The organism is Pseudomonas sp. RW409, from assembly GCF_003184125.1.
Lineage (GTDB): Bacteria > Pseudomonadota > Gammaproteobacteria > Pseudomonadales > Pseudomonadaceae > Aquipseudomonas > Aquipseudomonas chlororaphis_I.
In genome coordinates this window covers 13,876-27,085 of record NZ_QHHP01000040.1, presented here as the reverse complement: position 1 = coordinate 27,085, position 13,210 = coordinate 13,876, and the positions used below count along the sequence as shown (strand labels likewise).

General features: G+C 60.1%; 12 protein-coding genes. 4 read left to right on the top strand and 8 right to left on the bottom strand.

All coding sequences use genetic code 11. The features are described from left to right. Nucleotides 1–94: 94 nt before the first annotated feature. Nucleotides 95–1,189 (top strand): polyamine ABC transporter substrate-binding protein, encoded by a 1,095-nt coding sequence (locus DK261_RS18545; RefSeq protein WP_110176120.1) that lies wholly within the window; start codon nt 95–97, stop codon nt 1,187–1,189. 229 nt (nt 1,190–1,418) lie between these two features. Here DK261_RS18545 and DK261_RS18540 read toward each other — a convergent pair whose 3' ends face one another. Beyond that, on the bottom strand, nt 1,419–2,693 hold the full coding sequence (locus tag DK261_RS18540; protein ID WP_016703507.1) for a glycoside hydrolase family 68 protein: 1,275 nt from the start codon (nt 2,691–2,693) through the stop codon (nt 1,419–1,421). A 405-nt stretch (nt 2,694–3,098) separates the two neighbouring features. Here DK261_RS18540 and DK261_RS18535 point away from each other — a divergent pair, with 405 nt between their 5' ends. Further along, nucleotides 3,099–3,920 (top strand): amidohydrolase family protein, encoded by an 822-nt coding sequence (locus DK261_RS18535; protein ID WP_103331698.1) that lies wholly within the window; start codon nt 3,099–3,101, stop codon nt 3,918–3,920. A 9-nt stretch (nt 3,921–3,929) separates the two neighbouring features. Here the strand turns inward: DK261_RS18535 and DK261_RS18530 are convergent, their stop codons facing one another. The 5 genes from DK261_RS18530 to DK261_RS18510 form a co-directional block, all read right to left on the bottom strand. Then, nucleotides 3,930–4,169, bottom strand: a complete 240-nt coding sequence (locus DK261_RS18530; RefSeq protein WP_110176119.1) for a hypothetical protein — start codon at nt 4,167–4,169, stop codon at nt 3,930–3,932. 147 nt (nt 4,170–4,316) lie between these two features. After that, complete coding sequence (locus tag DK261_RS18525; RefSeq protein WP_110176118.1) at nt 4,317–5,567, bottom strand: aspartate aminotransferase family protein; 1,251 nt, start codon at nt 5,565–5,567, stop codon at nt 4,317–4,319. A 123-nt stretch (nt 5,568–5,690) separates the two neighbouring features. Further along, nucleotides 5,691–6,281, bottom strand: coding sequence for a DedA family protein (locus tag DK261_RS18520; protein WP_110176117.1), 591 nt, complete (start codon nt 6,279–6,281; stop codon nt 5,691–5,693). A 102-nt stretch (nt 6,282–6,383) separates the two neighbouring features. Then, nucleotides 6,384–8,333 carry an alkaline phosphatase D family protein gene (locus DK261_RS18515; protein ID WP_110176116.1) on the bottom strand — a complete coding sequence of 650 codons (1,950 nt, stop codon included), beginning with the start codon at nt 8,331–8,333 and terminating at the stop codon, nt 6,384–6,386. Nucleotides 8,334–8,471: 138 nt separating this feature from the next. Further along, entirely contained in the window at nt 8,472–9,002 is a 531-nt protein-coding gene (locus tag DK261_RS18510) for a hypothetical protein (RefSeq protein WP_256597587.1), read from the bottom strand. Nucleotides 9,003–9,254: 252 nt separating this feature from the next. On the opposite strand from DK261_RS18510, the gene DK261_RS18500 reads away from it, so the two are divergent. Then, a complete protein-coding gene (locus tag DK261_RS18500; RefSeq protein WP_110176114.1) occupies nt 9,255–10,082 on the top strand; it encodes an NYN domain-containing protein in 828 nt (275 codons plus the stop codon). A gap of 413 nt (nt 10,083–10,495) precedes the next feature. Continuing rightward, nucleotides 10,496–10,768, top strand: a complete 273-nt coding sequence (locus DK261_RS18495; RefSeq protein ID WP_038634924.1) for a DUF3077 domain-containing protein — start codon at nt 10,496–10,498, stop codon at nt 10,766–10,768. Between the two features lie 226 nt (nt 10,769–10,994). On the opposite strand, the gene DK261_RS18490 is transcribed toward DK261_RS18495, so the two are convergent. Next, nucleotides 10,995–11,390, bottom strand: coding sequence for a hypothetical protein (locus DK261_RS18490; protein ID WP_038634921.1), 396 nt, complete (start codon nt 11,388–11,390; stop codon nt 10,995–10,997). After that, nucleotides 11,387–12,856 (bottom strand): PAAR domain-containing protein, encoded by a 1,470-nt coding sequence (locus DK261_RS18485; RefSeq protein WP_110176113.1) that lies wholly within the window; start codon nt 12,854–12,856, stop codon nt 11,387–11,389. Before DK261_RS18485 ends, DK261_RS18490 begins: the two co-directional genes overlap by 4 nt. Between the last annotated feature and the right edge of the window lie 354 nt (nt 12,857–13,210).

The following is a 13,210-nucleotide window of genomic DNA, read 5'->3' as shown; positions in this document are numbered from 1 at the left end:
GTTTTTCCGCCGCTTTCGGCCCTGCCATAACAACCCATAATCAGCAGGCGAGGCGCACGTCCCTTGGACGGGTGCCAACGCTCGGAGTCCTCAGATGAAAGCTATCCGCTGTTTGCCCCTGGCCCTGGCCGCACTGTTCGGTTTCGCTACGGCCCAGGCCGCCGAACCGAGCGTGCATTTCTACAACTGGTACGACTACATCGCCCCGGACACGCCCGGGCAGTTCCACAAGGAAACCGGCATCAGCGTGCTGCAGGACACTTTCGACAACAGCGACGTGATGCAAAGCAAGCTGATGGCCGGGCGCAGCGGCTATGACGTGGTGGTGGCCAGCAGCGACCTGCTGCCGAACCTGATCAAGGCCGGGGTGCTCCAGGAACTGGACCGCAGCCAGCTTGGCAACTGGTCGCACCTGGACCCCGAGATGCTGGCCAAGGTGCAGAGCAACGACCCCGGCAACCGCTTCGCCGCGCCCTACCTGTGGGGCACCACGGGCATCGGCTACGACGCCGACAAGGTCAAGGCGCTGCTCGGCGACCAGGCACCGGTGGATTCCTTGGACCTGATCTTCAAGGAAGAGAACCTGGCCAAGCTCAGCCAGTGTGGTGTCGCCATGCTCGATGCTCCGAGTGAAATCATCCCCATCGCCCTGCATTACCTGGGCCTGCCCTACAACAGCCAGAACCCCGAGGACTACAAGAAGGCCGAGGCCTTGCTGCTCAAGGTCCGGCCGCATATCCGCTACTTTGATTCGTCGAAATTCATCACTGACCTGGCCAACGGCAACATCTGTGTGGTGCTGGGCTGGAGCGGCGGAGTGTTCGATGCCCAGGTCGCCTCGCAGAAGGCCAACAACGGCCGCCGTCTGGTCTACAGCATTCCCCGCGAAGGCGGGCCGGTCTGGGTGGAAAACCTGGTGCTGCTCAAGGATGCGCCGCATCCCCAGGACGGCCTGAAGTTCATCGATTACCTGCTGCGCCCGCAAGTGATTGCCCAGTCTTCCGACTACCTGGGCTACCCCAACGCCAACCGCGATGCCACGGCGCTGGTGGCCCAGAAGATCCGCGACAACCCTGGGGTCTATCCGTCTGCAGAAGTGATGGCCACGCTGTTCCCGCTGGAGCCGCTGCCGCTGAAAATGGAACGGGTGCGTACCCGGGTGTGGAGCAAGGTCAAGACCGGGAGCTGACCCCGGGAAGGCCACTGCTGGCCGGAGAGAGGAGGAGGCTGCTGCGATTTCCGCAAGCAGGAGCAGAACTGGCTACATCCGTGTAGCCAGTTGCGAAGGGTTGGTACTACGCATTGTTCAATGAAGCTCCTGAGCAAAGTCGCAGTGAGCCAGGCGGGATATCTCGATCATATCCACAACGGGTTCTTCATCGAACTCGAGCCCGCTGCCTGAGCGCCCTGTGTCGCTATTACTTGAGCGTTACATCGAGCATCGGCGGGATGTAACCGTAGTCGTACTCGGCCACCACGAACGTCTGCTGCCCTTTGATCTTGATCTCCACCGTCGGCGCTTCGGTACCGCCGATACGAATCTGCGTGCCGCTTTCGTCGGTCGGTACGCTGTCGATGAAGGAGGTCACCAGGCCGTTGGGCATCACACAGTGCGAGTAGGTCTGGAACGGCTGGGAAGACGGGTTGCCCAGCACCAGGCCGGAACCGTTCAACGGCACGTAGGGGCCGAACAGCGAATCGGCAACAAAACCGTACACCCCGTCTGGCCCGGTCACACCGTCGGCATAGGTGAAGGTGTGGCTGATGGTGAACAGGTAGTACTTGCCGTCCTGGAACACGAAGTGCGGGCGTTCGGTCTGGTCGTTGACGCCGACCGCGGTCAGCAGCGGCGGCAGCATTTCCCAGTCGTCGCCGTCTTCGTCGCGGGCCACGGCGATACCGACACAGGCAGTCTGGAAGCGCGAGTTGCCGACGTCTTCATAACCTGGCGGTACGTCGCCGATTTCCGCTTTCCCGACCTTGTGCGAGCCGCGTTCACCGGCCACGTTGCCTTCGAACAGCATGTACAGCTTGCCGTCGTTGGGGTCGCGGAACGGCCATGGATCGCGGAAGCCCCAGAAGGGGTTCTGCGCTTCGGTCTGGTACATCTTGCCGTCGGCCTCGAACAGCGGCTTGACCTTCTCGAAGCCGACCATGCTGACGCCATGCTCGGTCGTCACCACCCGGCCACGCACCTTGACGATGGTCGCGCCCGGAGTGACAGCGGTGTAATACAGGTCCACATCACCCTGTTCGTTCAACAGGATCGGCGTGCCGGCCCATTCGCGAGCGGTCGGCGAAACCCCTTCGGCCATTACCCGGCCACCGAGTTTCCAGTCCTTGCCGGTACGGGAGAACCAGTAGTACATCTTTGCCCGGCCGTGGCGGTCGTTCCAGTCGCGGGTGATGTCGTAGTTGCCGTTTTCGTCGATGTACTCCGGGTCGTTCGGATGACGATCCGCAGTCAGGGTGAAGATCACCGACCAGCCATCGACGGAGGTTATGTTTCCGTCCAGGTCGCGCAACGGCATGGTGTCCCAGATGAACACCTCGTTGCTCAATACCGGGAAATCCGCACTGACCAATGGTTGGGTCGTGGTGGGATCGTCCGCATGGACTTTCAGCGCATCGGCCCGAGTCCAGAGGCTGGGTTGATGGGGTGCCTTGCCGAATTTTTCAGTGTTGCTTTTCATAGGTAATACCTCGTCCGTGAATGGATTCGCTTATCAAAAATACTGTATGTGCATACAGTAATTTCACCTTAAGCGAGGCGATTTTTCGGGTCAAGGATAAATTTGCATTTATGCATAATTGCCGTTTTTGCTGGAGCTGATACGTTTCAGCTAGTTATGTTTCCAGAAGTTTGTTTTTCGGCCTGATCAGCGACGATGCCAGCAAAATGCGCGCTTGGAACCGTTGGTCGGTCCGAGGGGCAGGGAGGGGGAAAGGAGGGAGGCAGAACCAGGTGAAGGACGGGCGCCGAACCTGGGCGGATCGGTCAACGCCGCCGAGCGCTGCGAACATTGTCGCTGTCATGGCGCGGACGTAGCCTGGGCCCTCGTCGCCTGAATCACGGTCAGCAGAGGGGGATCGCTCTCATGAAGGGGGCAATCGACGCATGGGCACAACCGGCCAATGGCCGGGCACGGCAGTTGCTGCCGGAGGTGGCGCGGCTGTTCGAGAAGTCAGGTTCCGCGCATTTGCTGGACCAGCCGCTGAGCATCGAGCAGACCGTCGAGCTGATGGACCAGGCCGGGGTGGAGAAACTGATGCTGGCGGCCTGGTGCCGGCCGGAGCGCTGGGTGTTCAGCAACGATGAAATCGCCGCCTACACCCGGGCTTATCCCGAGCGTTTTGTCGGCGTGGCCACGGTGGACCTGAGCCGGCCGATGGCGGCGCTGGCCGAGCTGCAGCGGGCGGTGGGCGAGCTGGGCTGCAAGGCCCTGCGCATTGTGCCCTGGCTGTGGAAACTGCCGCCCAACCACCGCCTGTACTACCCGCTGTACGCCAAGTGCGTGGAGCTGGGCATTCCCTTCTGCACCCAGGTCGGCCACACCGGCCCGCTGATGCCTTCGGAAACCGGGCGGCCGGTGCCTTATCTGGATGAGGTGGCGCTGGACTTCCCGCAACTGCGAATTGTCGCCGGGCACATCGGCCACCCCTGGACCGACGAGATGATCGGCCTGGCCTGGAAGCACGACAATATCTACATCGACACCTCGGCCTACCTGCCAGCTTATTACCCGCCGCAGTTGCTGCATTTCATGCGCACCTACGGGCAGGACAAAGTGCTGTTCGGCAGCAACTTCCCGCAGTTGCCGTTCGATAAATGCATGCAGCAGGTCCAGGCCCTGGAGTTGCCGGAGCCGGTGCGGGACAAGTTCCTGCATGGCAATGCGCGGCGGGTATTCGGCTTGTAGTGCAGCGCCTCAGCTGTGGTCCTGGTAGCGGCGCCGGCTGAAAAACAGCGAGCTGCCCATGGCCTCCAGCGCCACGGCAATCAGCCCGGCATCGAGGTCGCCCAGCATCGACGGCAAGAACAGTATCCATAGCAGCCCGGCCAGGCTCAGGGCCAGGCCTGTCCACTTCCTCAGCGGGTAAGGCTTCATCCAGTAATACAGCGGCATCAGCAGCAGGCATACCAGCACATAGGGAAGGTTCTGCTTCATGAGTCTTGCTCGCTGCGGCTGTAGCTCACTGTATTGCCGGCCATGAGCCGTTTTCTGTTGCTGGGACACTGCATGTCGCGCTTCCTTGTCGATGGCATGAGGCGCGCCAGTGTCCATGGCGAGCGGCTTTTGCGCAAATATCTGGTGTTATGCCAACCGCGCCAGGCAGTCCTCCAGAATATCCAGCCCTTCTTCCAGCACCTCGAGTTCAATGGTCAGCGGCGCCAGCAGGCGGACGATGTGCCGCGATTTGCCGCTGGGCATCAACAGTAGGCCGGCGTCCCGCGCGGCGCTGAGCAGTGCGCTCAGTTGCTCCGGGGCCGGCGAGCCGTCGGCCTTGACCAGTTCGATGCCACGCATGGCGCCGACCCCGGTCAGGCGCCCGAGATAAGGCGTCAGGTGCTCGGCCTGCCAGCGCTGGTAGCGGCTGACGATGGCTTGCTCCTGGCACTCGCCCCAGGTTTGCAGGTTGTGATCGCTCATCTCGTCCAGGGTCGCCAGGGCCGCCGCGCAGGCGATGGGGTTGCCGGAATAGGTGCCGCCCAGGCCGCCCTTGGGCAGGTTGTCCAGCAGCGCTTTGCGCCCGACCACCGCGCCCAGGGGCACACCGCCGCCAATGCTTTTGCCCAGCAGCACCAGGTCCGGCTCGATCCCCAGCCGGGTGAAGGCGAAGCGCTGGCCGGTGCGACCGAAGCCGGACTGGATTTCATCGGCGATCAGCAGGATGCCTCGTTCATCGCAGAAGCGCCGCAGGGCGCGGGCGAACTCGACGTCCAGGGCCAGGAAACCAGCCTCGCCCTGCACCGGTTCGACGATGAAACAGGCCACTTCGGCAACGTCGATCTCCACGCTGAACAGCCGGTCCATGGCCTTCAGCGCCTCCTCGCAGGTCACGCCGTTGTCCGCGCTCGGGTAGGGCAGGTGATACACCGGGCCGGGCAGCACGCCGATCTTCTGCTTGTAGGGCGCGACCTTGCCATTGAGGTTGAGGGTGGCCAGGGTGCGGCCATGGAAGCCGCCGTCGAAGGCGATCACCGCGGTGCGCCCGGTGGCGCCACGGACGATCTTCAAGGCGTTCTCCGCCGCTTCCGCGCCGCTGTTGGTGAGCATGCCGCTGACCGGGTAACTCAAGGGCATGAAACGCGCCAGCCGCTCGATGAACTCGACATAGGGGCCGTGGGGCGCCGCGTTGAACGCGTAGTGGGTCAGCCGAGTGGCCTGCTGCTGAATCGCCGCCACCACCCGCGGATGGCAATGCCCCAGGTTGAGCACGCCGATCCCGCCGACGAAATCGATGTAGCGCTTGCCGTTCTCGTCCCACACCTCGGCATTCTTGCCATGGCTCAGGCGGATGGGGTGAACGATGGAAATCGACTGGCTGATGCTTTCGCTGCTCATGGGCTAAGGGCTCTGGCTACCTGGAACATGGCGGCTATCTAAGCCAAGAGCGGGGTTGGGTCGCAAACGAAATAAAGTGCGGGGGTCAGTATGAAAATTCTGGATGTTGGGGTGGAGGCTGGATCAGTCGTTCAGTGGCGCGACGTTTCTGCTTCTGGCCCGGCGTTGGCGAAACAGTGCGACCGCCACCACCAGCACCACGACACCGAGGACAATCGGCAGGCGATAAGGCTTCAAGTCGCCGAACAGATGTTCCAGCGCATCGCCGGCCCAGTAGCCGCCGCAGACGAACAGCGTGGCCCAGAGCAGCGCGCCGAGCATGTTCAGCAAGGTGAAGCGCAGCGGCGACAGGCCGCTGGCGCCGATCACCACCGGGCCGACCCAGCGCATGCCATACATGAAACGCACCGCCAGCACCGAGGTCGAGGGATAACGCCGGATCAACCCGGTCACCCGCTCGATGGCGGCCTGCTGGCCCTTCAGGCGCGGCAACAAGCGCCCACCGAAATGCAGCCCGCTCCAGAACAGCAACTGGTCGCCGAACATCCCGCTGACCGTCGCCACGGCAATCACCGCCCACAGGTCCAGTACCTGCTGATGCGCCGCCATACCACCCAGGATCAGCACGGTTTCGCCTTCCAGCAGGCAGCCGAGGACAATCACCCAATAGCCATAGGTCACAAGCAGGGCGTGCAGGTCGAGGTGTTCGAACATGGGGATGAAGGGGCCTTTGAAGAGCTGATTGGGTGGTGCGATCAACCTGCTGAACCATAGCGCGTCCGAGCGAATCCGTTGTCACGAATCGCTCGGTGGGGTTCAGTCCTCATCCGGCGCCAGCATCCGGGTTTTCGGCGCGCCATTGGCGTTGTGCTGGTAGATCTCCCGGGGCTGGCCGTGGTCGTTGAAGAACACCTGGCCAATGCCCGCCGAGTTCCACAGCCGTTCGCCGGCTTCGCGATGTTCGGGGCTGTAGGGCACCACGCGCATCAGCCGGCGGCGGGTGAACCAGTTCAAGGGTGAGCGCGGCGAATACAGCCAGCGATTGAGGCGGTCGAACCATTCCAGCAGGGTCGGCGGGAACTCGTTCTTGATGCCGCTGCTGGTGATCTGCCAGATCTTTGGGCCGCCCTTGCGGTGGCGGATCAGCACTTCGTAGACGAAGGAATAGTGCACGTCGCCGGAGAGGATCACGTAGTTACCCGGGGTACGCGAGTGGCGGAAGATATTCAGGATGACCTGGGCCGCGCCGCGGTGGGCCATCCAGTTTTCCGCGTCCACCAGCAGTGGGTGACCGCACCAGCTGAAGACCTTCTGCACCGTCTCGATCAGCTTGACGCCGAACACCGGCGCCGGGGAAACGATGATCGCCGATGGGTGATCCAGCAGTTCATGTTGCAGCTCGCTCAGGGCTTCCCAGTCGAGCAGGCCCGAGGGCTGCGCCAGGTTGAACTCGCTGCGCCAGCGTCGGGTGCGGGTGTCCAGCACCACCAGCGCCGGGGTGGTGGGCAGGGTGTATTGCCATTGCTGGAAGCGCAGCAGTTCGTCGATCAAAGTGTCCTGGATGGCGCTGTCGAGGTAGAGCGCATCGCCCTGGGCCTCGGCACTCAGGGCGCGGGTGTGTTGCAGCGGCGTGGCGAAGGCATCCGGGTTGTTGCCCCAGCCCTGGCACAGCATGTAGGCGATCAGCGCGTTGCCGATGATGCGTTTGGAAAACGGGTGGCCGTAGGCGGTTTCTTCCCACTGGGCGCTGAGATTCCAGTCGTCGGTGATGTCGTGGTCGTCGAAGATCATCAGGCTTGGCAGGTGGGCGAACACCCGCGCCACACCACCCAGGCCCTTGGCGAACGCCTCGATCCGCAGCTGCTCGCGCTGGTAGCGCTGTTGCTCCTTGGCTGCGAGCTGCGGCGGGCGTGGATCGATCAGACTCCAGGTCACCGGCGACCAGACCAGCAGGTACATGGCCATGACCTCGGCGAAGGTCACCAAATGGTTGTCGGCGCTGCTGCTGGTGAAGATCGGCTTTTTCACCCCGCCAAAGAAACGCTCGCGCAGGGTCTCGTTGCTTTTCAGCGCCGGCAGTAATTCGGCGCGTTGGTAATAGCTGGCGCGGTGCTGATAAAGCGCGGCGCTGTCGCTCACCACCGCGCCTTCCAGGTGCTCGCCGAACAAGCCCAGGCGCTCGATCAATGCATGAATCGCCCGCAGCATCGGCCCGGCCACGTCGTCGGCGTAGACCTGGTCGCCGGTCATCAGCAACAGGGCAGGGCGTTGCTGCGGATCGGGTGTTTCCGCCAGCAGGCTATCGACACAGAGCAAACCCTCGTCCGCCGAATGATGGGGCTTGCGGCACGAGCCGTGGACCAATTGCTGAATGCGGCTGTGCAGGACGAAATCCGGCTGCTGCCTTTGCCCGTAGAGCAGATGCGGCGCCCACTCGGCGATGCCTGAACTTGAACCATCGGCATGATTGATCAGCACGTCGTAGTCGATGGGCACATCGCAGGGCAGGGGATTGTCCAGCGGCAGGTCGATCAGGTGGATAAAGGCATGCTGCCCTACCGGGATCACCTGGCACTGCTCGGCGGTAAGCGGGTAATCGCGGCTTTCCGCGTCGCTGCCGACCTGCAAACGCAACGTCAGCTCCAGCGCACGAGAGCCTACCAACCACAGCACCAGCCGCGTGTGTTCCAGGCGGCGCAGCAGGGGGCCGGCGAGGACGCAGGGCAAGGCGATGCTGGAAGCGGTCGATGGCAACGGTTGAGACATGCAGGTTCGAGGCTCTTGCGGCAAACGGAGGCGGGGATAGTACCGCAGCCAGTGTCGAAGAATTGTCAGCGAGTGCTTGGGGTGTTTGGGAGCGGTATCGCGCAGTCTGGGCTGAAAACTGCGCGTTGTCCGCAGGCGCTATGGTGCTGTGGGCTTATTGATTTCCCGCAGCAGGTCAGCAACTGGCAACTGCAGGGTGTTGGAGTAATAGGTCTTGTAGCCATAGGCGGTGATAAGTGCTTTGCACGGAATCGTCTTTTTGTTGGCTAACAAGGTGTTCAATTCTTCGACAGAGAGGTCGCGACGGGATTGTCCTTTGTCGAGGGTTTCACTCAAAAAAGCTTCAGTGAAAAAGTTTGAGGGTGGTTGATTCGTTTGAGCTGCATCAGCCTGAATCCTGCCATAGGCAGAGCGCGCAATTTCATGCTCAACGGAAAAGTCATGGTCCCCGTCTAATGCACAAATAAACTGAGCTGAGGCAATACCTTCTCCCATACCTCTTGCGTAGAGATCCAGAAGGTTGATGTTTGATTTGTAGCGGACGATATACAGCGAAAGATCCGCTTTGCGTTCGACAGAAATGAAATTCAAGTCTGCTGGCGGTTTCTCATGATCTTTTGCGCAGGAGGAACAGGCGATAGCCAGCAGAGGCAGACATAGTCTTTTCATGTTTTTGCCAGCTTGTTGGTAATGGATTCAAAGATGATATCGCAGGCGGATTGTGAGCCCGCAATTGGCTGCGTGAACATATCAAATGTCCTTGAATGTCTTCCGGTAGTCGGTGGTGGACGGCGCGATGGCAAAATAGTAGCTTCGATCCCCAGCGCTCTGCTTACGGCCCCCTCCAAACGCCGTGGCCCGGCCCTTCATGCTCGTTTAGGAAGACGTTCTACTCCAGTCGCCAGCTCACAAGGATGAACCATGGCCATCAAATCCACGCATTCCAACCAGCAAAAACACCTCGCCGTGCTGATCGACGCCGACAACGCCCAGGCGTCGATTGTCGAGGCGCTGTTCGAGGAAATCGCCAAGTACGGTATCGCCAGCGTGAAGCGCATGTATGGCGACTGGACCGGGCCGCAATTGGGCGGGTGGAAGAAGCTGATGCTGGAGCATTCGATCCAGCCCATCCAGCAGTTCTCCTACACCAAGGGCAAGAATTCCACTGACAGTTCGTTGATCATCGACGCCATGGACCTGCTTTATACCCGGCGTTTTGATGGCTTCTGCCTGGTGTCCAGCGACAGCGATTTCACGCGCCTGGCCGGGCGCCTGCGCGAGGAGGGCATGACGGTATACGGCTTCGGCGAAGAGAAAACGCCCAAGCCCTTTGTCGTGGCCTGCGACAAGTTTATCTACACCGAAATTCTCCGGGCCCAGGACGTCACTGAGTCCGCCTCTCAAGGCGACAAAGCCCAGGCCACCCCAGACACCATTGAGGAGCCGGGTAAACAACCAGCCGCTTCAGCCTCCAGCCGACCGGCAAAAGTGCCGGTGGAGTTCATCGCCAAGATTCTCGATGACATCGCCGAAGAGGACGGCTGGGCGCCCTTGGCCATGTTGGGCACCACCATCAGCAAGGTGCGTCCCGCATTCGACTCCCGACTGTACGGTCACACCAAACTCAGTGGCCTGATCCGTAGCCAGAGCAAATGGTTCGACCTGGATACCCGTGGCGGCTCGCCCACCGGTGGGGCGGTGCTGTACGTGCGCAACAAAATTAGAGCCCCTGACCAGCAGGCTCGCTGAGTTGGCCGGCCACGACCGATTTGAACTCCCGACATCGGGGGGCTCTACTGAAATCTTTGGTCTAAATGCGTGTCTTGTGATTTTTTTATCAGGATCTATCCTGTTTTCGTCGCTGCCAATCCAGCGATCGGGCCTGAGAACCCGTGGAAACAATAGGCGCACAGGCGCCACCATGCATTAGACTGCTGGCGCTTTTTTGCGCTCGCACACCTTGTTATGGCGGCTGTGCGCGGGAGGTCTTCGGACCTGCCGGGTTTCCTATTGTCCCGGTTTCTCAGCCTGCGCACAGCTGCCACCCTTTCGCCTGAGAACGAACGTGGTAGCACTCAAATAGGAGTGAGTTCCATGGACGTTTTGACTCAGTATCTTCACCCCGCCACCCTTTGCACCAAGGCCCAAGCCGGAGGTGCGCAATGACTATTAAGACCCTTGGTACCGTCACCTTTGCTCCTTGCGGCGAGGCCCAGCATCCGTTGTTCCGGGTTAATCCAGATGTACCGCTGCGCGAGGCCTTGGAACACGTATCGCAATTGCTGTTTCATGCCAAGTATCTGGCCCAGGATGCCGCTCTAGAGCGGGACGATCGCTATGCCTGGGCCGCCCATTACTTCAGCGAGATGGGCAAGGCGATTGTGGATGATCTATGCCTTGGCGAGTGGCCGGTAGCGGGCGGTCGCCGGCCCTGATGTGATCATCGTCGCCCGGATGTAAGCCCTGAATGAAGGCCCTACTGGTGGGCCTTCATGCCAAAGCAAACGCGTAATGCCAACCGCGCTCGTTGGTTTCCTTCAAGCGCAGATGGAAGCCTCATGAGTGGCACAACAACGTTATGAGGATACCGAAGGGAATTCTGGCTGCTATATGAGAGGGACGGCAGGATATAAAAAAGGCCCTTAAAGGGCCTTTTTGTATTCAGGTGAAGCACTCAATTAATTTCATTGCACTAACCGACAACAGCATGCTTCCCCCAAGCCCCCATATAATATAGTGCGATACGATGAGCCTTCTTTTAAAGGGCTGGGGGAAAGTATCTATCTCGTTGGCGTCCAATATGCCTTTTTTAACATGGGAAGTAGGGCGAGCTAAAAAACCTGCCACCATGCCGACCATTACCAGCCTTCCCCAAGGACCCATGTGAAGATAGAACCTGCTCCCGGTTATTGCCTTGCAGTTTTTAACGTGGCCAAGTATTTCCTCCATGCGGGTGTACCCCCAATAGAGATAGATACCACCCATGCTGAATATTCCAAGAAAAGTCAGGATGCATAAAACAACAAAAAAATCATGTGGGGAGCTAATCAGGTTCATTTTCCTTTCTCATATATAAACTCTCCAATGCTCTCGCCCCCAGCTTCACCCAGTTTCCCTGCCGCATAAGAGCCCCCTCCGATGACTATCAAGCCGCACACCACGCTACCGATGCCACCTGTAGGGACTCCGATGGCCACACAAACAGTTCCGGTCGCGGCGGTACCTAATGCCATTCCCGCAAACATTCCACCTGCTACCCCGCCCGTAAAGCTTCCGGCTTCGGTGAACCGTACTTTCTCACAAGCCTCCTTATTCCCCGCTGAGCAAACGTCCTGAACCTTCACATAAGACGCTCCACCGCCCAATGCTGTCCCAAGCCAACCACCCAACTTAAGTACCTTGGAGGCTCGGGAAACACCCTCAATATGCGTGGCGTACCCTGGAATCTGACCTACCGCACCCGCCTGGGTCCAGCGATGCACCAGACTCCGACTGGAAATCCCCAAGGCGCTTTTAAGGCTGGGGTGATCGGGGAAGGCAATGCTCATTTTCGTGATGGAGGTCAGGTTGGTATCCAGTTGTGCAAACAGCTTTCTCCTTTCACTGAAGAACTCAACGCTGCGCAAATGCCCATCCCGCAGAAAGAACTTCTGATGGAGTTCTTCGATATCCAGCAAGGTTCTTTTCAAGCTGTCCATATGGTTGCCCACGGCCGCCGTGCTAACACCTAAAGCAGTCGAACCATAGGACAGTATCGACTCAACCTGCGCCCGGTGCTTGAGCATAAAGGCCGCTTCCTCATCGCTCATGGACGCCAAGGCCGCACTGACCTTCTCCGCCGCTTCCATCAGCAAGGCTTCTTCACGGGTGCATTGGTAGTTGTCGGGATGACTGAGCACAACAAGTTGCCCAGGCTTGGCAGGACTCGATAGCTGGGGATTGAGCCGGCGGAATTTCTCCAGCACAGCCTCATCAGCCTGGCCGAACAGCACCGTCTCCAGCGCAGCGCGGGTCATCGGCGTTTGCACGATATGAAACCCCGGTTCCACCAGATGTTGTGTGTCCTGCACGGACAGCGGCGGAGAAACGATATTGCCGTGAGCAACGCTCAGGCCGCGTACCTGATCCCGCGGCACCGCATCGGCAAACTCATTCTGCGGATACCCCTTATGAATGGCGTCGGCCCAGCGCTGGGTATTGATCACCGCGGGCCCGATGTAATCGCTGTCGAGCGGGATAGTCGGTTGATTCCCGGAGCAGACCGTCCGCTGAGTAGCGATCAGGCGGTTGGCCCCGGTCGGGCAGCCGCACTGCACAAGGCCACCCTCCACCGCCGTGGCTTGGTGGTTATCCGCCCAGGTGTGATGGCCTTCGGCGATATAGCCCACCGTCTGGCACACCGGGCACCACACCGGGTCGGCAATGCGGGCGACCCGTTGATCCACGACAAAGGTGGTGGCTGATCCGGCAATGACCTTGCCGCCGGTTGTGGTGGGGTCGCCTTCCCTGATGACAAAGGCCATGGCTACGTTCTCCATGAGGAATTTGCCTCGAACGTAACGACGAAGATCAGGCGGCTGAATCAGGCGATCCTGAAAAGGTTGCCCCTCTGAAACCCGCGTAAAACAACGGGCAACGGACAGCGATTGGCCCTACACAACTTGCAGAAAGTGCTGACTTGTTTGCTGCCGAGCCCCCGCCCTATAGTCCTTGCTCATCCATAAGGCGACCGGGTTTGGCGACCTGGAAATAAAACTTAAGAGACACGCATCAGTGCCTAATTTTTTGCGAAGTCATGCCTTCGTCAAAAGCTCAATGGCAGTTGTGCGTGGGAGGCCTTAGGGTCTGCCGGTTTTTTCTTAGGCTTTTTTCCGGTT

Coding starts and splice junctions, on each gene's coding strand:
- DK261_RS18545 (WP_110176120.1), top strand. CDS start 95: ATGAAAGCTATCCGCTGTTTGCCCCTGGCCCTGGCCGCACTGTTCGGT.
- DK261_RS18540 (WP_016703507.1), bottom strand. CDS start 2,693: ATGAAAAGCAACACTGAAAAATTCGGCAAGGCACCCCATCAACCCAGC.
- DK261_RS18535 (WP_103331698.1), top strand. CDS start 3,099: ATGAAGGGGGCAATCGACGCATGGGCACAACCGGCCAATGGCCGGGCA.
- DK261_RS18530 (WP_110176119.1), bottom strand. CDS start 4,169: ATGAAGCAGAACCTTCCCTATGTGCTGGTATGCCTGCTGCTGATGCCG.
- DK261_RS18525 (WP_110176118.1), bottom strand. CDS start 5,567: ATGAGCAGCGAAAGCATCAGCCAGTCGATTTCCATCGTTCACCCCATC.
- DK261_RS18520 (WP_110176117.1), bottom strand. CDS start 6,281: ATGTTCGAACACCTCGACCTGCACGCCCTGCTTGTGACCTATGGCTAT.
- DK261_RS18515 (WP_110176116.1), bottom strand. CDS start 8,333: ATGTCTCAACCGTTGCCATCGACCGCTTCCAGCATCGCCTTGCCCTGC.
- DK261_RS18510 (WP_256597587.1), bottom strand. CDS start 9,002: ATGAAAAGACTATGTCTGCCTCTGCTGGCTATCGCCTGTTCCTCCTGC.
- DK261_RS18500 (WP_110176114.1), top strand. CDS start 9,255: ATGGCCATCAAATCCACGCATTCCAACCAGCAAAAACACCTCGCCGTG.
- DK261_RS18495 (WP_038634924.1), top strand. CDS start 10,496: ATGACTATTAAGACCCTTGGTACCGTCACCTTTGCTCCTTGCGGCGAG.
- DK261_RS18490 (WP_038634921.1), bottom strand. CDS start 11,390: ATGAACCTGATTAGCTCCCCACATGATTTTTTTGTTGTTTTATGCATC.
- DK261_RS18485 (WP_110176113.1), bottom strand. CDS start 12,856: ATGGCCTTTGTCATCAGGGAAGGCGACCCCACCACAACCGGCGGCAAG.